Here is a 19,070-nt window from a genome sequence, read left to right as displayed (position 1 = left end):
GTTACTGCTTGTTTGTGCCGCGACCGGCATGCTGAGCGCTTGCAGCACGCCTTGCGACGCGCCCGGGCAATTGTGCGCGCCTATTGAATCTAACACAAGGGCGCTGCCGCCACCGAAGCCGCTGCCACCGCCCCTGCCACCGAAGCCGCAAGCGCCCGAACCCGTCACTTTCGCCGTGGCCGTGCCCGATATTACCGCGTACGACGGCAACGGCGCGCCGTTGACACCCATCAAGAACAAACCGGCCACCGGCACGCCGCTCGACATGCCGGCCGCCACGGCGCCGGCGCCGTCCGACGGCAATGTCCACCACATCGGCCTGCTGCTGCCGCTGCGCTCGGCTTCCCTGGGACCGGCCGCCGAATTGCTGCGCGCCGGCTTCATGGCCGCGTACGAGCGCGACCGCAGCGGCTTCGAAGTGACGGTGATCGATACGGGCGATGGCAGCAGCGACGTCCTGAACAAGTTTGCGCAAGCGCAGGAAGAACAGGACATCGTCGTGGGGCCTTTGTCGCGCTCGGCCGTCACGGCCGTGGCGAACAGCGACCTGGTGCGTAAACCGACGATTGCCCTGAACCACCCGGACAACCGCGGCGACGCGCGCCTGCCGGCCAAGCTGCTGGTGATGGGCCTGTCGATCGAGGCGGAAGCGCGCCAGGTCGCCGCCTGGGCCGCCAGCGAACAGCCGGGCGCCAGCGCGCTGGTCCTGTCGGCCGGTTCGCCCTCGCAGCGCCGCATCAGCGCCGCCTTCAAGCAGGAATGGCTGCGCCAGGGCGGCAAGATCGAGACCATGGACTTGACGGCCACGAATGGCTACCTGAGCGATGCCGAGCTGGTGCAGCTGCGCGCGCGCCTGGCCGCTACGCCGCCGGGCCTGCTGTTTGCCGCGCTCGACGCCGACCAGGCGCGCCAGTTGCGCGTGGCCATCGGCAGCGATCTGCCCCTGTATGGCACCTCGTCCTTGAATCCCGGCGCCGGACGCGGCGCCAGCGGCCCGGAACTCGACGGTGCACGCCTGCTGGACTTGCCATGGCAAGTGCAGCGCGACCATCCGCAAGTGATGGTGTATCCACAGCCCGAGCAGCCTGCCGAACGCCGGCTGACGGCCGACATGGAACGCCTGTACGCGCTGGGCATCGATGCCTTCCGCGTGGCGCGCGAAGTGGCGCTGCGGCCGAACGCGCCATTTACCCTCGATGGCGTGACGGGCCGCCTGGCCGTGCGCTTCGACGGTGATCAAAGCGTGTTCGAACGCACGGAACAGGCCGCCACCTACCAGCAAGGCGTGCTGGGTACCTGGCCGCCGGCCACGGCAACAACACCGGCCGCCTTGCCGCCGGCGCAATAAGGACACGCCATGCCGCCCTTCGCTTTCTGGAACAAACGGGAACGGGGACGGCAAGGGGAAGACGATGCGCTCGCGTATCTGTTGCTGCAAGGCTTGGTGCTGCTGCAACGCAACTATCTGTGCAAGGGCGGGGAACTCGACCTGATCATGCGCGACGGCGCCGCCATCGTTTTCGTCGAAGTGCGGCTGCGCAGCAGTACAGCCTACGGCGGCGCCCTGGCCAGCATCACGCCGGCCAAGCAGCGGCGCATGGTGCTGGCCGCGCAAACCTGGCTGCTGACACAAAAGACGCTGCCGCCTTGCCGCTTCGACGCGCTGGCCATCGATGGCGGGCGCATCAGCTGGCTGAAGAACATCCTCGATATGTAAGCATTTTTAACAGTGCTTGTCCGCCATGCCGCGCGCCTGCACTATAATCGGCAGACTATGAATAATCAACGCATCCTCTCGCACTTCCACGAAAGTGCCGAACTCAAGATCCAGGCCGCCACCGTACTGGCGCAACCGATTGCGCAGGCGATCGACCTGATGTTTTATGCATTGTCCAACGGCAACAAGATCCTCGCCTGCGGCAACGGCGGTTCCGCCGCCGACTGCCAGCATTTCGCGGCCGAGCTGGTCGGACGCTTCGAACGCGAGCGCTTTCCGCTGCCGGCCCTGGCGCTGACGACGGATACGTCCATCCTGACGGCCGTGGCGAACGATTACAGCTACCGCGAGATCTTCTCGAAGCAGGTGCAGGCGTTCGGCCAGGCCGGCGACATCCTGCTGGCCATCTCCACGTCGGGCAATTCGGCCAACGTGATGGCGGCCGTGGAAGCGGCGCTCGAGCGCGAAATGCGCGTCGTGGCGCTGACGGGCAAGGACGGCGGCGCCATCGGCAAGATGCTGACGGACGCCGACGTGCATATCTGCGTGCCGGCCGAGCGCACGGCGCGCATCCAGGAAGTCCATCTGACCACCATACATTGCATCTGCGACGGCATCGATGTCGCCCTATTCGGAGGAGACGTGAATGACTAAATTCGGTACTGGCCCAGGCTGGAAACGCGTACGACGCCCGCTGGCCACCGCACTGCTGTGCGGCGCCATGCTTACCTCGCTCACCGGCTGCATCGAATTGATGGTCGGCGGCGCGGTGATGGGCGGCGTGGCCGCAGCGGACCGCCGCACCCTGGGCGCGCAGACCGAAGACAAGTCGATCGCCCTGAAAGGCGAGTCGCGCATCCCCTCCATCGTGGGCGACGTGGGCCACGTGAACGTCACCAGTTTCAACCGCCGCGTCCTGCTGACGGGCGAAGTGCGCGACGAGGCGATGAAAAATGCCGTCGAGCGCGAAGTGCGCAATATCGAGGGCGTGGAATCGGTGGCGAATGAATTGATCATCGCCGGCCCGGCCAGCTATACCTCGCGCTCGAACGACGCGCTGATCACCACCAAGGTCAAGGCCAGCCTGGTCGACATGAAAACCATCTCGGCTGCCTCGTTCAAGGTCGTCACCGAGAACGCCACCGTCTTCCTGATGGGCAGAGTCACCCAGCGCGAAGGAACGGTCGCGGCCGACGTGGCGCGCGGCGTGGGCGGCGTGCAGAAAGTGGTCAAGCTGTTCGACTACATTTCGGAAGCGGAACTGAAGCAATTGCAGCCGGACCCGCCGCAGCAGCGCACGACGAGCACCGTCAGCGACACGGTACAGCAGTAAGCGCCTCCGCCATCCGACCTAGGGCGCGCTAACGATGCGGCGGCTATAATAGTCGCATCGTGGCCGCATCGCCCCGCTTTTCAAGTGAAAACCATGTCAACTTCGCCATCCGCAAGCAAGTCCTGGATCAAGCCAGCCCTGATCGCCGTCTTCGTGGCGGGCGTGGCGGCGGCAGCTTACCTGTCGCTGAATGACAAGCAAAGCGCGCCGGACGTGACCTTCCACGGCATCCATGGCGAGAAAATCACGTCAAACAGCCTGCGCGGCAAGGTGGTGATGGTCAATTTCTGGGCCACCTCGTGTACGACTTGCGTGGCGGAAATGCCGGAAATGGTCGACACCTACAACAAGTACAAGGGGCAGGGACTGGAATTCGTGGCCGTGGCCATGAAATACGATCCGGCCAACTACGTGCTGAACTTCGCCGAAACGCGCCAGCTGCCGTTCAAGGTGGCGCTCGACGTGACGGGCGAGGCGGCCAAGGCCTACGGCGACGTGGCCCTCACGCCCACCACCTTCGTCCTGGACAAACAGGGCAAGATCCTCAAGCGCTACGTAGGCAAGCCGGAATTCGCTGAACTGCACAAGCTGCTCGAATCCGCCATCGCCGGCTAAACGTCTCACATAAGCTACTGCGCGTCGCGATTTGCAGCCTGCGATGCTCACTGTGCTCAAGCACAGTTCCGCTTCTCTGCCGCAACTCACTTCCGCTCGCTACGCTTCTGTGAGGCGTTGAAGACGAGGGGAACACCGCACAAAACCCTGTTGCCAGGTGTTGCCAATCTGTTATAACCTTCCCTTGCGTGATCCAACTCACCTTGTGAAGGCCAGCCGTGTCCCCAGCCGCCCAATCGCTCGACCCGCAGCAACTGAAAACCTGGCTGCTCGCCGCCGGCAACAAGGACGCCACCGCGTTCCGCCAGCTATATAACTCCACCTCATCGAAACTGTTTGGCTTCGCGCTGCGTATATTGCATAAGCAAGAGCTCGCTGAAGAAGCCTTGCAAGAGGGGTTCGTCGCCATCTGGAACAACGCCGCCGCTTACCAGAGCCATCTGGCGGCGCCGATGACCTGGATGGCCACCATCGTGCGCAACAAGGCGTTCGATGTGCTGCGGCGCAGCGACGATACCGTGGAAATCGATGCCGAACAGTTTGATAGCGAAGTCATGAATGCACTCCGAGACCCCCAGGCCACGCCGATCGAGTCACTGCAGCTGAGCGGTGACGCCAAGGCGCTGGCGTTTTGCATGTCCGCCCTGGAAGGGCTGCACCGGCAGGTGGTCGCCCTGGCGTTCTATCACGACCTGTCGCATAGCGAAGTGGCGCAGCAGATGTCGCTGCCGATCGGCACCGTGAAGACCTGGATACGGCGCAGCCTGGAACGGCTGCGCACGTGCCTGGCGAAACGGGAGGCATCATGAATATCCGCGGCAATGACGTGCTGCGCCAGAAACTGGCGTCCGAATACGTGCTGGGCACCCTGAAAGGGGGCGCGCGGCGGCGTTTCGAAGGCTGGCTGCACAACGACGCCGACTTGCGCAATATCACGGCCGAATGGCGCCAGCGCCTGGAACCGATGGCCGAATTTGCCACGCCCGTGGCGCCGCCCAAGCGCGTGTGGCAACAGATCGAGCAGCGCCTGCACCTGCGTCCGCAGGGCGGCCAGTCCTGGCTGCGCGATTCGCTGGCGTTCTGGCGTGGCCTGGGCATGGCGTCGAGCGCCATCGCCGCGCTGCTGGTGATCGTCGTGGCCACGCGCGTGATGGATGCGCCGCAGATCAGCTATGTGGCCAGCCTGACGGACGAGAAAGCGCAAACGGCCCTGCTGCTGACGGCCGACAGCCGCCATGGGGCGCTCGAGGTGCGCATGGTGGGCAACGCGCCCGTGCCGAGTGATAAGGATCTGGAACTGTGGGCCGTGCCGAAGAGCGGCAACCCACGTTCGCTCGGCTTGCTGGCAGACAAGGGCAACGTGAAACTGGCCCTGTCGCAGCGCGCCATCGGCAGCGACGTGGCCTTGCTGGCCGTCACCCTGGAGCCGAAAGGCGGTTCGCCGGATCCGAACGGACCGACGGGACCAATCTTGTACAAGGGTAACTGGGTGAAAATCTAAGCTTATTTAGGATACAGAATCATCTGCGTGCAGCGGAACAGGGCAATCGTCTTGCCCGTTTCCTTGCTTTTCACCACGGCATCCCACACTTGCGTGTTGCGGCCCTTGTGCTCGACTTTCGCCGTGCAGGTGAGCGTGCCTTCGCGGGCCGTGCCCAGGTGGTTCGATTTCAACTCGATGGTCGTGAAATTGCTCGCGCCTTCGGGCAGGTTGACGATGCAGCCATAGCCGGAAGCCGTGTCGGCCAGGGTCACCACGCTGCCCGCATGCAGGTAGCCATTCGGCGCCAGCAAGTGCGGCAGCACGGGCAATTCCGCCGTCAGCTGGCCGTCGCCCACTGCCGTGATGACGATGCCCAGGTGGCCGGGCAGGCGGCCGGTGCCGCGTTCATTCAACATTGCTACGGTGATGTCGGGATTGCTCATGCGGGTCCTTGTGCGGGTGAATCCGGACAGCGGATCTGTCGGAAAATACTATGATGATAGCAACTTTCCCCGCAGCGGTTTGGCAACCGCCTATTTCCGGCCACGCCGCCGTTTCCACCACACCAAACTGCCCGTCAGCAAGAACAGCAGCGGCATCAAACCGAAGACGGTAATGAAGGCGCGCCCGGCCACGCCGAACGCCTGGCCCGAATGCAGGGGGAATTGCCAGCCGAGGAAAACGTCGCCGGCCGGCGCCCGCAAGGGATCGCGTATGCGCAAGGGCAAGCCGCTGCGCGCGTCCAGGGTGATGCGCGTGGCGCCGTCGCCGTGGGCGATTTCGCCGGGCTGGCGCACGCGCACGTCATACGGCTGGTCCTTTTTCGCCGGCAGCACGATGCGCGACACGCGCGCCTGCGGATACAGCAGCTGCGCGGCGGCCATGGCCTGGCCCGCATCGAGCACGGCGCCGTCCTGCGCCACATTCTTCAATTTTGCCGTATCCGGCACCGTCGACACCAGCTCCACCAGCGGCACGATCAATTGCGGCAAATTGAAATAGATGCCGGAAAAGGCGAGCACAGCCAGCACGGGCGCGGCAAAGAAGCCCGCCGCCTTATGAAACGTGTAGTGAAAACGGGGCCAGGAACCGCCATGCGACACCGTCAGCGCGCGCTTGATCGCCGTCCACTGCAGGCGCGGCCACCACAGATAGATGCCGGTGAGCGCCATCAGCAGCAGCATCACGCCGGAAATCCCCGTGACCGTCTTGCCCGCGTCGCCCGACAGCAGATAGCGGTGCAAATGAAACATGCCCGACATCAACAGCGGGCGCGTGAGGCCGAAACGGCCCCAGTCGCGCTCGCCTTTGACTTGCAGGGTGTAGGGGTCGACCATCACCTGGCGCACGATGGCCTGGCTGAAGGGCGACGGCTTGCCGGCCTGGCGGTACGACGCCACGTACACGTCGCGCGCATCGGCGGGCGGATTGAGCTGCGAAGGCTGGCCGTAGGCGGGGTCGGCAGTCAGTTGGTCCACCACCGCTTGCAGCGTGCGCGGCGTCACCTGGAACACCTGGCCGGGCGCGGGCGTGCTCGCCTGCAGCAAATTAGGATTCAGATACGCATCGAGTTCCGGCATCCAGGCGATGGCAGACCCCGTCAAGCCCAGCAGGACGAACAGGGCGCCGAACCACAGGCCCGCATACAGGTGCAGCTTGGCTAACAGCCATGGGATCGGGCGCTTGGACATGAAGGGGGACTCTGGGAATTTTGGGCTGCGAAACGATAGCATGAAAGCCCTGCAGTGAAAATCACGTGCGGCAAGAAAGGGAAGAACCATACAACACGCTCATCAGAACGCGCGAATTGGAGGAAACCGAGCGTTTCGGCACCATCAGCGAGCGCATCGGTATCGCGGAGGAATGTTGCAAGGCATACACTTTCCCCTATACTTCATCGAAAGGAAAACCATGACCACTGCCCGCCTCTTCGCCGCCACCTTGGGCCTCGCTCTGCACCTGGGCGCCCACGCGGCCGATTTCACGGTATCGAGCACCGACATCGCCCCTGGCCAGACCCTGGCACCCGCGCAAGTGTTCCAGGGCTTCGGCTGCACGGGCGGCAACCTGGCGCCGCAGCTGTCGTGGCACGGCGCGCCGGCCGGCACCAAAAGCTACGCCGTCACCCTGTACGACCCGGACGCGCCCACGGGCAGCGGCTGGTGGCACTGGAGCGTATTCAATCTGCCCGCCGGCACCACTTCCTTGCCGGGCGGCGCCACGGCCGGCACCCTGCCAGCGGGCGCCATCCAAGGACGCAACGATTTCGGCGACAGCGCCTACGGCGGTGCCTGCCCGCCACCCGGCGACAAGGCGCACCGCTATCAGATCACGGTCTGGGCCTTGGGCGTGGACAAGCTGCCCCTGGATCAACAGGCCAGCGGCGCCATGCTCGGCTACATGCTCAACGCCAACGCGCTGGGCAAGGCACAGCTGACGGGACTGTATGGAAGATAAGATGGAAGCGGTGGCCCTGAGCGAACTGCGCATTGCCCACGGCACCATCGAGGCGCGCCGCGCGCAAACCCTGCGCCGCGTACCCGTCTTCCAGAGCGCCCTGTGCCGCGTGCGGCAGGGAGTAAAACTGCTGGAATGGGGCGCTCGCCAGGCGCGCGCCGGGACGCACGACGTGGTGCTGATGCCGGCGGGCCAGGAACTGGGCGTGGCCAACCTGCCAGGCACGCAAGGCTACCGGGCCGAAGTGCTGAGTTTTTCGCCAGCCCTGATCGCCCGTTTCCGCGCGCGCCATGGCGGCCTCGTCGATGGCCAGCTGCGCCAGGCGGCCACGGCCAGCTTGTGCGTGCCGCTCGATGACCACGCGGCGCTGGCCTGGGACCAGCTGATGGCCAGCCTGGCTGCCGGTAGCCCGCCCGCGCTGCTGGCGCACCAGGCCGAAGGCTTGCTGCTGGCCCTGGCCCTGGGCGGCCACTGCGGCCCCTTGCTGCTGGACCGCCGCGACCCGCTGGCCGCGCGCGTGCAGCAAGTGCTGCTGCTGGACCCGGCCGCCGACTGGAGCGTGGCCAAGGTCGCCAGCCAGCTGCACCTGGGCGCGTCCACGCTGCGCCGCCAGCTAGCCCTGGAACAACGTCACTTCCGCGCCATCCTGGAAGACGTGCGCCTGGGCCTGGCCTTGCAAGAATTGCAATCTGGCATCTTACCCATTGGCGACATCGCCGCTGCCTGCGGCTACGCCTCGCCCTCGCGCTTCGCGGCCCGTTTTCGCCAGCATTACGGTCTGTCGCCGCGCGACTTGCGCGCCACCCTGTAAAGTTCATCCAGCGCAAATCACGCAACAAGCGCTGACAAGGCGGCGATTTTCTTGCTACTATGCGCCCATGTCTTCCCGCCAGCCCACCCGCAAGCTTGCTCATCACGGTGCCGCCGCCCTCGCGCGCACGCCGTGGCGGCTGTGCGTGGCGCTGTTCAGTACGCTGGCCCTCGTGTTCCTGCTGTCGACGGCCGCGTCGCACCTGCACAAGACCAGCCTCGACGCGGAAGAGTGCGCGCTTTGCGCCACCGTCATCGACAAGGTGGCCGATATCGCCGTGCCGCCGGCCATCACCGAGCCGCCCGCCCAGTTATTGCCGTACCGCTTGCTGGCCATCGCTCCCGCCACCCTGGCGCCCGCCGCCGCCCTCATCTTGCCGCCCGTGCGCGGCCCGCCTGCCGCCTCGTTGTAGTTCCCACGCTGTTTTTATCCTTTTTTCAGGCTGCACCGCCGCGTCCTCATGCGCGCCGGGCCGCCTGGCGTAGACTATTTTCGAGGTTCACCATGCAACACACACCACGCCTGAGCGCGCTGTCGCTCGCCCTTGCCAGCCTGTTCAGCTTTTCCGCCCATGCCGCCGAGCCCGCGGATGCCAGCCCGGCAGCATCCGGCGCCGATGCTGCGCCGCAAGAGATGCAAAAAGTGGAAGTCACGTCCGCCCATTTGAAAAGCGCACGCATCGAGCTGTCGCCGAAAGTCGGCACCACCATCTACAGCATCGACAGCCACATGGTCGACATGCTGGGCCAGGGCGACAACACGCCGTTCAATGAAGTGCTGCTGCGCCTGCCGGGCGTATCGCAGGATTCGAAGGGTTCCGGCGCCTTGCACGTGCGCGACGACCATGCCAACGTGCAATACCGCATCAATGGCGTGCAATTGCCGGAAAGCATCAGCGGCTTTGGCCAGTCGATCGACACGCGCCTGATCGACAAGACGGATTTCATGACGGGCGCCTTGCCGGCCCAGTTCGGCCTGCGCACGGCCGGCATCGTCGACATCGAAACGAAGGAGGGCGGCATGACGCCGGGCGGGCGCATCGGCATCATGGTCGGCAGCCACGACCACGTGGAGCCGAGTGCGGAATTTTTCGGCAGCGTGGGCAAGTTCAATTACTACCTGTCCGGCAGCTACCTGGGCAATTCCCTGGGCGTGGAAAACCCGCAGGATACGCGCAGCGCCCTGCACGACAAGACGCGCCAGAACAAATCGTTCGGCAGCCTGTCGTATTTCCTCGATGACAACACGCGCCTGGGCGCCATGTTCGGCACCTACAACGGCCGCTTCCAGATCCCGAACAATCCGGACCAGGCGCCGGGCTTCTCGCTGGCCGGTCACAGCGATGCGCAGGCGGGCACGTCCACCTTGCCGTCGTCGCAACTGGATGAAAACCAGCGCGAAGTGAACCGCTTCCTCGTGCTGTCGCTGCAAAAGAGCCTGGGCGACGTCAATTACCAGGTCTCCGCCTTCCACCAGTATTCGGAGCTGCACTTCACGCCCGATGCCATCGGCGACCTGATCTACAACGGCGTGGCGTCGGATTCGCGCCGCGCGAACAGCGCCTCGGGCGCCCAGTTCGATATCAGCTACAAGTTGCACCAGGACCATACCGTGCGCGCCGGCCTGGCCTACACGCGCCAGAAGACGACGAGCGACAACACGGTGGCCGTCTTCCCAGCGCTGGACGGTGCGCAAAGCGCCACCACGCCGGTTTCCATCGTCGACAACAGCGGCAAGACGGGCACCCTGGCCAGTTTCTACCTGCAGGATGAATGGCATATCAGCAAGCCCTTGACCCTGAACTATGGCGCCCGTTTCGACAAGGTCTCGGCCTACACGAGCGAGCAGCAATGGAGTCCGCGCGTGAACCTGGCGTACCAGCTGGCGCCGGGCACGGCCCTGCACGCGGGCTATTCGCGCTACTTCACGCCGCCGCCGCAGGAACTGGCGGCGCAAGGCAGCATCGACCTGTATGCGAACACGACGAATGCGCCGGAAATCGGCCAGTCGGACAACGTCAAGGCCGAGCGCACGCATTACTACGACGTGGGCATCAGCCACCAGGTGAGTCCGAAGCTGACCGTGACGGCCGATGTGTACTATAAAAAGATCAGCAACCTGCTGGACGAAGGCCAGTTCGGCCAGGCATTGATCTTGACGCCGTTCAACTATGCGGACGGCTACGCCAAGGGCCTGGAATTATCGGCCATCTACAGCGAGAAAAACTGGGGCCTGTTCCTCAACGCCAGCACGCAAAAGGCGCAGGGCCGCAACATCAATTCGGGCCAGGCCCTGTTTGGCGCCGATGAGTTGAACTACATCAGCCGCCACTATGTCTATCTCGATCATGACCAGAAATACACGCTGTCCGGTGGCGGCCATTATCACTTCGGCGATTCGCAAGTGAGCGCTGACTTCCTCTACGGCAGCGGCCTGCGCATGACACCGGATGGCGGCGCGCCGAATTCCGGCCATTTGCCGAGTTACTTCACCGTCAACACGGCGCTCACGCACACGTGGAAAAATACGCCGGTCGGCAAGGTGGAAGGCCGTTTGGCCCTGATCAACCTGTTCGACAAGTCCTACCTGCTGCGCGACGGTTCCGGCGTGGGCGTGGGAGCGCCGCAGTACGGCGCCCGCCGCAGCATCTATGCGGGTTTATCGACGAGTTTTTAAGAGTTACGCGCGAAGACAGCGGCAGGGAGCAACGCCTGCCGCTGTCGGTTGCCGTACCGTGTCATGCCTTATCCCCAGGCGATGGCCGCCTGGCCGTGCGCCTGCAAATACGCATTCGCCAGGCTGAACGGCTTGCTGCCAAAGAAACCTTTATTCGCCGACAAGGGAGATGGATGGGGCGCCGTCAGCACCAGGTGCTTGCCGGGGTCGATCAGGGACCGCTTGGCTTGCGCATGGCCGCCCCACAGGATAAAAACCAGGTGTTCGCGCTCGGCGGACAGGTGGCGGATGGCGCTGTCCGTCAATTTCTCCCACCCCTTGCCCGCATGCGTACCGGCCGCCCCCGCGCGCACCGTCAGCACGCTGTTGAGCAAAAATACCCCTTGCTGCGCCCAGTCGGACAAATCCGTGCGGGTGCGCACGACGCCTGCGTCGCTCTGTAATTCCTTGAAGATATTCTGCAGGCTGGGCTGCGGCGGCGTGCCGTCGGGGATGGAAAAGCACAGTCCCATGGCCGCGCCCGGCGTGTGATACGGGTCTTGCCCCAGGATCACGACCTTCACCTGCTCGAACGGCGTCAGGTCGAAGGCCCGGAAGATATATTTGCCGGGTGGACAGCACGGACCCGCCGCATATTCCGCCTTCACGAAGGCGGCCAGGCGTTCCCAGTAAGGTTCGGCGAAATCAGCCTCCAGCCGCGCCTTCCACGATGCGTCGATGCGTACGTCCATGCGCCACCTCATAGCTCATTTGCCAACAATACCTTTTCAGCATGCCAGTATAGGACGCTCGGCCGATGAGGCGCATACGATACGCACAGGCAAAAAAAAGCCGCCCGGCTCTGCAGCGGGCGGCTTGATACAGCACAAAGGGCTTAGAAATTCAGCGCCGATTCCACGCCGGCGCTGTGCGCCTGTTCATCCGCATGGTACGAGCTGCGCACCATGGCGCCCACGGCGGCGTGGGTGAAGCCCATCTTGTACGCTTCTTCCTCGAACATTTTGAACACGTCCGGGTGCACGTAGCGGCGTACGGGCAAGTGGCTGTTCGATGGGGCCAGGTATTGGCCGATGGTCAGCATGTCGATGTCGTGCTCGCGCATGTCGCGCATGACTTGCAGGATTTCCTCGTCCGTCTCGCCCAGGCCCACCATGATGCCGGACTTGGTCTTCACGTCCGGGTACATGGCCTTGAAGTCTTTCAGCAGCTTCAGCGAGTGCATGTAGTCGGAACCGGGACGGGCCTCCTTGTACAGGCGCGGCGCCGTTTCCAGGTTGTGGTTCATGACGTCAGGCAAGCCATCCTTGAACAGGTTCAGGGCTTTTTCCAGGCGGCCGCGGAAGTCGGGCACCAGCACTTCGATGCGGGTGTTCGGCGACAGGGCGCGCGTTTGCTGGATGCACTCGACGAAATGGCCGGCGCCGCCGTCGCGCAAGTCATCGCGGTCGACGGAGGTGATGACGACGTAGTTCAGGCGCAGCTTGGCGATGGTTTTCGACAGGTTGGCCGGCTCTTCCTTGTCCAGCGGGTCCGGGCGGCCATGGCCGACGTCGCAGAACGGGCAGCGGCGCGTGCACTTGTCGCCCATGATCATGAAGGTGGCCGTGCCCTTGCCGAAGCATTCGCCGATGTTCGGGCAGCTGGCTTCCTCGCACACCGTCACGAGTTTGTTTTCGCGCAGGATGTCCTTGATTTCATAGAAGCGGGTCGATGCCGAAGCGGCCTTGACGCGGATCCAGTCCGGCTTTTTCAGGCGCTCGACTTGCTCGATCGGAATGATCTTGATCGGGATGCGCGAAGTCTTGCTGGCGCCTTTTTGCTTTTCGCTCGGGTTGTAGGCGGCGGGAGCGGCGGGGGCGGTGCTGGAAATGGTCTCAGAAGTCATGGCTGCAAGCCCTTGAGGGGCATGTTGGTTTGTTTGCTCAGGCATCCGCTGCCTGAGGCGCGCCTGCGGCGCTGTTTACTTCGCTTACATCGAGTAATACGGTCAATTCGTGGGCCAGGGCCCGCTGCACGTCGGCCAGCGGCGCCAACACGCCCATGCTGCGCATGTCCACCGTCTTCAGGCCGGAATAGCCGCAAGGGTTAATCCAGGAAAACGGCGCCAGGTCCATCGCCACGTTGAGCGACACGCCATGGTAGGTGCAGCCGTTGCCGCGCACTTTCAAGCCCAGCGCGGCGATCTTCGCACCCTTGTCTGGCCCGCCGGCAATATAGATGCCAGGCGCGCCATCGATGCGCTCGCCAGCGAGATTATACGCCGCCAGCACGTTGATGATGGCTTGCTCGATTTTATGCACGAACTGGCGCGCATACAGCTTGCCGCCCGGCTTGTTGCGGCGCAAGTCCATCAGCAGGTAAATCACCACCTGGCCGGGGCCGTGGAACGTCACTTCGCCGCCACGGTCCGTCTGCACCACGGGCACATTTTCCGCGCCGGCCAGGAGGTGGCCGCGGTCGGCCGCCAGGCCCAGGGTGAATACGGGCGGATGCTCGACGACCCACAGTTCGTCGCGCGTGTCCGTCGTGCGCGCGTCGGTAAAGGCGCGCATGGCGGCAAAGGTCGGCTCGTAATCGACGCGGCCCAGCTCGCGGATCAGCGCCGTTTCGGTTCGGGTGGTGGTCATGACGGATTCTGTAATCAGCTGCCGGCGCCCTGCGGACGCTGCGGCGAAGCCGTGATTATAAGCCAGGCCGCCGTTTCATTCCGGGGCAGACTCCGGCAACAGCAGCAATCTGCCCAATTTTTGTGCAGCATGGCGTATCTGGGGTCCATTCAAGGCCGTGTAGCCGAGCAGCACGGCTGGCGCCAATTGTGCGCTGTGACAAAAATCACCGAGCGGCTGCAGCGCCAAGCCCTCGTGCGCCGCGCGCGCGCAAAACGTCCGCTCGTCGCTGCCCGGCGGCAACCACAGCACGCAATGAAAACCCGCTTGCTGGCCGGAAATGGCGTAGCGCCCGGGGGCAATCTGCTCGAGGCAGGCCAGCAGCAGGTCGCGCCGCTCCTTGTAGGCCAGCCGCGCCTGGCGCAAATGGCGCACGAAAGCGCCATCCTCCATCCAGGCGGACAGCGCCAGCTGCTCCGTCACGCCCACGGACCTGCCCGTCAACTGCAGGGTGCGCAGCAACTGCGGCCGCAAGGCGGGCGGCAGCACCATGAAGCCCACGCGCAGGCCGGCAAACAGGGTCTTGTTAAAACTGCCACAGTAAATCACGCGCTGGTACTGGTCCAGCGCCTTCAAGGCTGCCAGCGGCGCGCTCTGGTAATTGAATTCGCTGTCGTAATCGTCTTCCAGCACCCACGCGCCGTGGTCGTTCGCCCATTCCAGCAAGGCCAGGCGGCGCGTGACGGACATGGTCACGCCCAGCGGCGACTGGTGCGCCGGCGTCACGTAGGCGAGGCGGGCATCCGCGTGCGCGGCCAGGGCGGCGCAATCGATGCCCTCGGCGTCGACGGCTATGTCCACCGGCACGGCACCCGCGAGGGTGAACAGGGCGCGCGCGGCCGGATAGCCCGGTTCTTCCAGGCACACCTTGTCGCCCTCGCGCACGATGCTGCGCGCCAGCAAGTCGATCGCGTGGCGGATGCCCGTGGTGACGACGATGTCTTGCGGGTCGCAGCGCACGCCGCGGTACTTGGCGAGGAAATCGGCGATCTGCTGGCGCAGTTCGGGCAAGCCGGCGGGATCGGCGCTGCACAGCTGCTCCGGCGTGGCGGCCGCCAGCGCCCGCGTGGCGCACTTGGACCAGGCGGCCATGGGAAACAGGCTGGCGTCGGCGCGCCGCGCCACGAAGGGCAAGCCGTCGCGCACGCCCGTATCCGAGGCAGGCGCGGGCGCCACGGCCAGCGGGGCGGGAACGGCGTCGCCCAGGCCCGCCATCAGGAAGCGCTCCGGTACGACGGCGCACACGCGCGTGCCGGAACCGGGCACGCGCGTCACGTACGCTTCCGCGTGCAGGCGGTCGAACACGGTTTCGATGGTGCCGCGCGACAACTCCCACCGTTCCGCCAGGGTGCGGCTGGATGGCAAACGGCTGCCCGCCGGCAACATCTTCGTCAGGATGGCCGAACGCAGCGCTTCATACGCGCCATCCTGCTTGTTGACGCCCGCCTTGTCGAGCCAGCTGGTGGGGCGAGGCAAGTCCAGGGCGTGCGGTGATTTTCCTCGCGGCATAATAGTCGTCCAAGTGGTCCAATGAATTTTCTGATGACTGGCACTTCGCATTACACCACAAACATTCTACTCTCACCGTTCCGGTGCGCCAGCGGGGCGCACGCTTGCCTGGATCGTGTAAAACAATGCAGAAACAACTCGCTTTATGGGCCTGGGGCGGCATCGTGCTGCTGCTGGTCTGCCTGTCGCGCATCAGCATCGACATCTATCTGCCTTCGCTGCCGGCCATGGCCGATGCCCTGCACGCCAGCGATGCGCAGCTGCAACTGACCCTGAGCCTGTTCATGGCCGGCTCGGCCGCTTCGATGCTCGCGTGCGGGCCGCTGGCCGACCGCTACGGACGCCGCCCCGTGCTGCTGGCCGGCACGGGCATTTTTGTGCTCGCCAGCATCGTCTGCACCGTGACTTCCGACGTGCACGTGCTGATCGCCGCGCGCGTGCTGCAGGCGTTCGGCGGTTGCAGCGGCACCATCATCGGCCGGGTGATGGTGCGCGACCGCTTCGATCCCGCCACGCAGGCGCGCATGCTGGGCAAAATATCGATGGCGATGGGTTTGTCGCCGATCGTGGCGCCGCTGGCCGGCAGCGTGCTCGACGCGGCGTTCGGCTGGCGCGCCGTGTTTGGCGTGCTGTGTGCGCTGGGCGCGCTGTCGCTGGGGCTGATCGCTGCGTATGTGCCGGAAACCAAGCCGGCCAGCGCCGTGCCACAGGGCAATACCCTGGCGCTGTACCGCCGCCTGCTGGGCGACGCGTATTTCCTGCGCTATGCGCTGGCCATCGCTTGTGTATATTGCACGTATTTCCCCTTCATCGCGGAATCGTCCGTGCTGTTGCAAAGGGGCATGCACCTGTCGCCGCACGCATATGCGCTGGTGTTCGCGCTGACGGTCAGCGGCTATATCGCGGGATCGAGCCTGTTTCGCGCGCTGGGACCCCGCCTGGGCGCCGATTACCTGCTGGGCGTGGCGGTGCTGATCAATGTGGCGGGCGCGGCCAGCTTGTTGCTGGCGGGGACTTTGGCGCCGCGGCACGTGGCGTCGCTGGTGGCGCCCATGCTGCTGGTGATGGTGTCGGTGGGCATGGCCATCCCCGCCTGCCAGCTGGCCGTGCTGCAGCCGTACGGCGACCAGGCGGGCAGCGCCTCGGGCCTGTTCTTCTTCGTGCAAATGCTCATCACGGCCGCCTGCGGCGCCGTCATCGCCGCCATCACGGACGGCAGCGCACAACCGCTGCTGTGGGTGACGGCGGCGGCCAGCGCGTCCTTTGCCGCCGTCTGGCTGCTCACGAAGAGCCGGGCCAGCGTGGCGGCAGCCAGCCTTACATGACGATCTTGACCATCGGGTGGCCCGACAGCGCCATGTACAGGGCATCGAGCTGCTCGCGGCTGATGGCGCGCACGGTGACGGTCAGGCCCGTGTAATTGCCCTTGCCCGATGGGCGCTCTTCCATGCGGCCTGCGTGGAAGGTCGGATCGTGGCTGATCACCAGTTCCAGCATGGTCGGCGCGAAATCGACGTGCGTCGGGCCCATGATCTTGATGGGAAAGTCGCTCGGGTATTCGATCAGCGATTCGCTGGGAGGAATCGTCACTTCGGTGGGTGGGGTCGTTTGCATGGGAAATCCAATCAGTGCCGGTCAGAACAGACGGCGCGGCGCATGGCGCGCGGCGGCTGCAGAAAGGCGTATTGTAGCCAACTTTGGCGGCGCCTGCGCCCGCCGCCATGGCGCCAGGGGCGCGGAAAAAAAAAGCCAGCTTTGTAAGCTGGCGAAAACTATTTCGTTTGGACAAAATAGCCGGAAAATCGGTGCTGTCAGCCCCGCAGGCATTGCGCTGTGCTGCAATGACTCCACTGTAGACAAAACACCGCGGCTTGACCGCTGAAATGTGACGAACTGTCGGTTTGGCGGCTTGAACGTCGATAATCCATGACCGGACGGACAGGCAGCCAGCGCCAGCGGCCCGGTCAACGCTCCGTTTCCTGCATCCGGCCATTACGGCCGGGGCCGCCGCGCTCATTGCCCCGGTCAATATTCCGGTCATTGCTCCGTTCGCGTGGCGGCCCGCTGCGTTCGCCCCCGCGCGCCTCCTGTGCCGGACGCGCCACAGGAGCCGGCATCGGCGGCGGCGCGGGCCGCGGCTGGGCCACGGGTGGTGGCGCAGGCATGGCAGGCGGCGGCGCCGTCTGCAGCACTTCGCGGCGGCCGCCACGCTCCCAGCGGTTGCCGTCCGGGCGCGGCACCTCGGCAGGACGCTCGATGGCGGGGCGCGGCTGCGGCCGCTCGGCGCGGGATCGCTGTTCGCCACGCCAGCCGGGGTGCGCCAGCGGGTCTTGCACGGGCGGCAAGGAAGGCGCCGCCGGCATCACGGGCTGGGCCGGTATCGGCGGCTGTTGCGGCTGCGGCGGCTGCGCCGGCACGGGCGGCCGGTTCGGCTGCATGGGACGCGGCGCCAGGTGTGTCTGGCCATCGTCCGTCTGCAAGCGGCCAGGACGGTTGCCCCAGTCGCGCCGGAAACCATCTTGCTGGCGCGGCGCATCGACGGGACGCTGCCAGTTGCCCGCCGGCGCAGGCGGCGTGCTCAAGGGCATGCTTTGCAGCACGGGCGCCGGCATGATGGTGCGGTTGCGGCGCGGCACGTCCACCGTGCGCGCGCCGCCAAAACGCTCGCCCGGCAGCATCGTCATGCCTTCACGGCGTTCACGCTCGCCCATCACGGAACGGCGCCCGTCGGCGACGCGGTTGAGGCGGCGTTCATACTCGGCACTGCTGCGGTAGCCAGGCACGTAGCGCTCGTGCGGCGACAGGGGAAACCAGCCCACGCCCGGCTGCTGGCCATGGCCAGTCCCGTGATTGCCGCCGACCCAGCCCACCAGGGCCGGCGCCCAGGGCACGCGGCCGCGCTCGCGGCCCGGGGCCCAGCCCCAGCGCTGGCCCAGCAGCACCCAGCGGCCGTAATGCGAGGGCGCATAGCCCCACGGCGCATTGTCGACCCAGGTCCAGCCCCACGGCGCGATCCACGTCCAGCGCCCGTCGCTGTACGGCGCCCAGCCGGCCGGTACCGTGCTGGGCAGCCACAGGGGGCCGTATTCCGCGTTGTCCTGCCAGGCGCCATAGCGGTCCAGCTCTTCATAGCCGGTCGTATCGTCCGTGACATAGCGCAAGGCCGGCGCGGCGGCGGGCAAGGCTTCGGGCCAGTTGTCGAAGGCGATTCTCTGCAAGGCGCCCGTGCGCAATTCTTCGTCCGTCAATTCGGCGCGCTTGCCTGCACGCAAGGTGACGCTGCCCGTCGCGCCATCCACGTCGGCCGCGCCTTCGAGCACGCTGACGACGCTGGTGCCGGGCTGGCGCCCCGCCTCGATGCGCACCCAGCCCGGCTGGGTCAGGATCACGCGGGCCTGGGCCGTGGTCAGCTCGAAGCCGCGCAGCGCGTCGGGATTGCGCACGCGCACGCTGACCGTGCCATAGCCGAGGTGCAATTTGAAACTGTCGTCATCGAGCTCGCTCACTTCCAGCTCGGAATCGCCATCGAGGCGCACGGCGGCCGCACCCACGCGCAATTCCGCCAGCGCGCCGCGCAGGGTAGTCAAGCGGTTATCCGTCGTGACGGGCCAGTTCAGCAGGGCATGTTGCGCCTCGCCCTCGCCGGCGCGCACCAGCACCTGCCCTTCGACGGTGGAAATGCGCGCCACGCGGGCGGGCGGGTCCTGCGCCAGGGCCAGGGAGCACGCCGACGACAGCAGCACGGCGCACACGGTGTTCAAGAAGGGGGAAGACAGGGTCGGACGCATGGCAGCGCTCCAGGC

At 65.5% G+C, this 19,070-nt stretch carries 20 protein-coding genes; 12 read left to right on the top strand and 8 right to left on the bottom strand.

Translation table 11 applies throughout. The annotated features are described in order from the left end of the window. The first annotated feature begins 181 nt into the window (after positions 1 to 181). From CLU94_RS13775 to CLU94_RS13745, 7 genes are all read left to right on the top strand, one after another. Positions 182 to 1,348 carry a penicillin-binding protein activator gene (locus CLU94_RS13775; RefSeq protein WP_257218797.1) on the top strand — a complete coding sequence of 389 codons (1,167 nt, stop codon included), beginning with the start codon at positions 182 to 184 and terminating at the stop codon, positions 1,346 to 1,348. Between the two features lie 9 nt (positions 1,349 to 1,357). Next, a complete protein-coding gene (locus CLU94_RS13770) occupies positions 1,358 to 1,717 on the top strand; it encodes a YraN family protein (protein WP_099666026.1) in 360 nt (119 codons plus the stop codon). Between the two features lie 57 nt (positions 1,718 to 1,774). Continuing rightward, a complete protein-coding gene (locus CLU94_RS13765; RefSeq protein WP_034752465.1) occupies positions 1,775 to 2,371 on the top strand; it encodes a phosphoheptose isomerase in 597 nt (198 codons plus the stop codon). Beyond that, positions 2,364 to 3,050: a BON domain-containing protein gene (locus tag CLU94_RS13760; RefSeq protein WP_099666025.1), complete on the top strand. Its 687-nt coding sequence runs from the start codon at positions 2,364 to 2,366 to the stop codon at positions 3,048 to 3,050. The genes CLU94_RS13765 and CLU94_RS13760 overlap by 8 nt, the downstream gene beginning before the upstream one ends. Positions 3,051 to 3,143: 93 nt before the next feature. Beyond that, a complete protein-coding gene (locus CLU94_RS13755) occupies positions 3,144 to 3,665 on the top strand; it encodes a peroxiredoxin family protein (RefSeq protein WP_099666024.1) in 522 nt (173 codons plus the stop codon). Positions 3,666 to 3,883: 218 nt separating this feature from the next. After that, positions 3,884 to 4,474, top strand: a complete 591-nt coding sequence (locus tag CLU94_RS13750) for a sigma-70 family RNA polymerase sigma factor (RefSeq protein ID WP_077398290.1) — start codon at positions 3,884 to 3,886, stop codon at positions 4,472 to 4,474. Further along, positions 4,471 to 5,166: an anti-sigma factor gene (locus CLU94_RS13745; RefSeq protein ID WP_099666023.1), complete on the top strand. Its 696-nt coding sequence runs from the start codon at positions 4,471 to 4,473 to the stop codon at positions 5,164 to 5,166. Before CLU94_RS13750 ends, CLU94_RS13745 begins: the two co-directional genes overlap by 4 nt. Before the next feature lie 2 nt (positions 5,167 to 5,168). Here the strand turns inward: CLU94_RS13745 and CLU94_RS13740 are convergent, their stop codons facing one another. Together CLU94_RS13740 and CLU94_RS13735 are read right to left on the bottom strand one after the other, a co-directional pair. Further along, positions 5,169 to 5,591: a PaaI family thioesterase gene (locus CLU94_RS13740; RefSeq protein WP_076564607.1), complete on the bottom strand. Its 423-nt coding sequence runs from the start codon at positions 5,589 to 5,591 to the stop codon at positions 5,169 to 5,171. Between the two features lie 90 nt (positions 5,592 to 5,681). After that, a complete protein-coding gene (locus CLU94_RS13735) occupies positions 5,682 to 6,839 on the bottom strand; it encodes a PepSY-associated TM helix domain-containing protein (protein ID WP_099666022.1) in 1,158 nt (385 codons plus the stop codon). 220 nt (positions 6,840 to 7,059) lie between these two features. On the opposite strand from CLU94_RS13735, the gene CLU94_RS13730 reads away from it, so the two are divergent. The 4 genes from CLU94_RS13730 (at position 7,060) to CLU94_RS13715 (ending at position 11,092) form a co-directional block, all read left to right on the top strand. After that, a complete protein-coding gene (locus tag CLU94_RS13730; protein WP_099666021.1) occupies positions 7,060 to 7,605 on the top strand; it encodes a YbhB/YbcL family Raf kinase inhibitor-like protein in 546 nt (181 codons plus the stop codon). After that, positions 7,595 to 8,416, top strand: coding sequence for a helix-turn-helix transcriptional regulator (locus CLU94_RS13725; protein WP_218965292.1), 822 nt, complete (start codon positions 7,595 to 7,597; stop codon positions 8,414 to 8,416). The genes CLU94_RS13730 and CLU94_RS13725 overlap by 11 nt, the downstream gene beginning before the upstream one ends. 67 nt (positions 8,417 to 8,483) lie before the next feature. After that, positions 8,484 to 8,828 carry a hypothetical protein gene (locus CLU94_RS13720; RefSeq protein WP_143451406.1) on the top strand — a complete coding sequence of 115 codons (345 nt, stop codon included), beginning with the start codon at positions 8,484 to 8,486 and terminating at the stop codon, positions 8,826 to 8,828. 92 nt (positions 8,829 to 8,920) lie between these two features. Continuing rightward, positions 8,921 to 11,092: a TonB-dependent receptor gene (locus CLU94_RS13715; RefSeq protein WP_099666018.1), complete on the top strand. Its 2,172-nt coding sequence runs from the start codon at positions 8,921 to 8,923 to the stop codon at positions 11,090 to 11,092. Positions 11,093 to 11,160: 68 nt separating this feature from the next. Here CLU94_RS13715 and CLU94_RS13710 read toward each other — a convergent pair whose 3' ends face one another. The 4 genes from CLU94_RS13710 to pdxR all read right to left on the bottom strand — a co-directional run bounded on the left by CLU94_RS13710 (position 11,161) and on the right by pdxR (position 15,267). Further along, entirely contained in the window at positions 11,161 to 11,823 is a 663-nt protein-coding gene (locus CLU94_RS13710; RefSeq protein ID WP_099666017.1) for a uracil-DNA glycosylase, read from the bottom strand. 143 nt (positions 11,824 to 11,966) lie between these two features. Beyond that, complete coding sequence (gene lipA, locus CLU94_RS13705) at positions 11,967 to 12,977, bottom strand: lipoyl synthase (protein ID WP_077398299.1); 1,011 nt, start codon at positions 12,975 to 12,977, stop codon at positions 11,967 to 11,969. Between the two features lie 37 nt (positions 12,978 to 13,014). After that, positions 13,015 to 13,719 (bottom strand): lipoyl(octanoyl) transferase LipB, encoded by a 705-nt coding sequence (gene lipB, locus CLU94_RS13700; RefSeq protein ID WP_099666016.1) that lies wholly within the window; start codon positions 13,717 to 13,719, stop codon positions 13,015 to 13,017. Positions 13,720 to 13,794: 75 nt separating this feature from the next. Next, complete coding sequence (gene pdxR / locus CLU94_RS13695; RefSeq protein WP_099666015.1) at positions 13,795 to 15,267, bottom strand: MocR-like pyridoxine biosynthesis transcription factor PdxR; 1,473 nt, start codon at positions 15,265 to 15,267, stop codon at positions 13,795 to 13,797. A gap of 125 nt (positions 15,268 to 15,392) precedes the next feature. Here pdxR and CLU94_RS13690 point away from each other — a divergent pair, with 125 nt between their 5' ends. Further along, entirely contained in the window at positions 15,393 to 16,592 is a 1,200-nt protein-coding gene (locus CLU94_RS13690; protein ID WP_099666014.1) for a multidrug effflux MFS transporter, read from the top strand. Here CLU94_RS13690 and CLU94_RS13685 read toward each other — a convergent pair. Together CLU94_RS13685 and CLU94_RS13680 are read right to left on the bottom strand one after the other, a co-directional pair. Then, the gene (locus tag CLU94_RS13685; RefSeq protein WP_070257888.1) at positions 16,585 to 16,881 is read right to left on the bottom strand and encodes a DUF493 family protein; all 297 of its coding nucleotides are present in this window, start codon (positions 16,879 to 16,881) and stop codon (positions 16,585 to 16,587) included. The two genes, CLU94_RS13690 and CLU94_RS13685, sit on opposite strands and share 8 nt — an antisense overlap. Before the next feature lie 350 nt (positions 16,882 to 17,231). Beyond that, complete coding sequence (locus CLU94_RS13680; RefSeq protein WP_099666013.1) at positions 17,232 to 19,055, bottom strand: DUF6600 domain-containing protein; 1,824 nt, start codon at positions 19,053 to 19,055, stop codon at positions 17,232 to 17,234. Between the last annotated feature and the right edge of the window lie 15 nt (positions 19,056 to 19,070).

This window comes from Janthinobacterium sp. 13 (assembly GCF_002749695.1).
Taxonomy (GTDB): domain Bacteria; phylum Pseudomonadota; class Gammaproteobacteria; order Burkholderiales; family Burkholderiaceae_D; genus Janthinobacterium; species Janthinobacterium kumbetense.
Note: the sequence above shows the minus strand (reverse complement) of the source record. Positions and strands in the feature narration are given on the sequence as shown.

Bases quoted from the DNA above. Each gene is read 5' to 3' on its own strand.
- CLU94_RS13735 (WP_099666022.1), bottom strand. From the start codon at position 6,839: ATGTCCAAGCGCCCGATCCCATGGCTGTTAGCCAAGCTGCACCTGTAT.
- CLU94_RS13755 (WP_099666024.1), top strand. From the start codon at position 3,144: ATGTCAACTTCGCCATCCGCAAGCAAGTCCTGGATCAAGCCAGCCCTG.
- CLU94_RS13715 (WP_099666018.1), top strand. From the start codon at position 8,921: ATGCAACACACACCACGCCTGAGCGCGCTGTCGCTCGCCCTTGCCAGC.
- CLU94_RS13710 (WP_099666017.1), bottom strand. From the start codon at position 11,823: ATGGACGTACGCATCGACGCATCGTGGAAGGCGCGGCTGGAGGCTGAT.
- CLU94_RS13740 (WP_076564607.1), bottom strand. From the start codon at position 5,591: ATGAGCAATCCCGACATCACCGTAGCAATGTTGAATGAACGCGGCACC.
- CLU94_RS13725 (WP_218965292.1), top strand. From the start codon at position 7,595: ATGGAAGATAAGATGGAAGCGGTGGCCCTGAGCGAACTGCGCATTGCC.
- CLU94_RS13760 (WP_099666025.1), top strand. From the start codon at position 2,364: ATGACTAAATTCGGTACTGGCCCAGGCTGGAAACGCGTACGACGCCCG.
- pdxR (WP_099666015.1), bottom strand. From the start codon at position 15,267: ATGCCGCGAGGAAAATCACCGCACGCCCTGGACTTGCCTCGCCCCACC.
- lipA (WP_077398299.1), bottom strand. From the start codon at position 12,977: ATGACTTCTGAGACCATTTCCAGCACCGCCCCCGCCGCTCCCGCCGCC.
- CLU94_RS13690 (WP_099666014.1), top strand. From the start codon at position 15,393: ATGCAGAAACAACTCGCTTTATGGGCCTGGGGCGGCATCGTGCTGCTG.
- CLU94_RS13730 (WP_099666021.1), top strand. From the start codon at position 7,060: ATGACCACTGCCCGCCTCTTCGCCGCCACCTTGGGCCTCGCTCTGCAC.
- CLU94_RS13680 (WP_099666013.1), bottom strand. From the start codon at position 19,055: ATGCGTCCGACCCTGTCTTCCCCCTTCTTGAACACCGTGTGCGCCGTG.
- lipB (WP_099666016.1), bottom strand. From the start codon at position 13,719: ATGACCACCACCCGAACCGAAACGGCGCTGATCCGCGAGCTGGGCCGC.
- CLU94_RS13770 (WP_099666026.1), top strand. From the start codon at position 1,358: ATGCCGCCCTTCGCTTTCTGGAACAAACGGGAACGGGGACGGCAAGGG.
- CLU94_RS13720 (WP_143451406.1), top strand. From the start codon at position 8,484: ATGTCTTCCCGCCAGCCCACCCGCAAGCTTGCTCATCACGGTGCCGCC.
- CLU94_RS13685 (WP_070257888.1), bottom strand. From the start codon at position 16,881: ATGCAAACGACCCCACCCACCGAAGTGACGATTCCTCCCAGCGAATCG.
- CLU94_RS13745 (WP_099666023.1), top strand. From the start codon at position 4,471: ATGAATATCCGCGGCAATGACGTGCTGCGCCAGAAACTGGCGTCCGAA.
- CLU94_RS13765 (WP_034752465.1), top strand. From the start codon at position 1,775: ATGAATAATCAACGCATCCTCTCGCACTTCCACGAAAGTGCCGAACTC.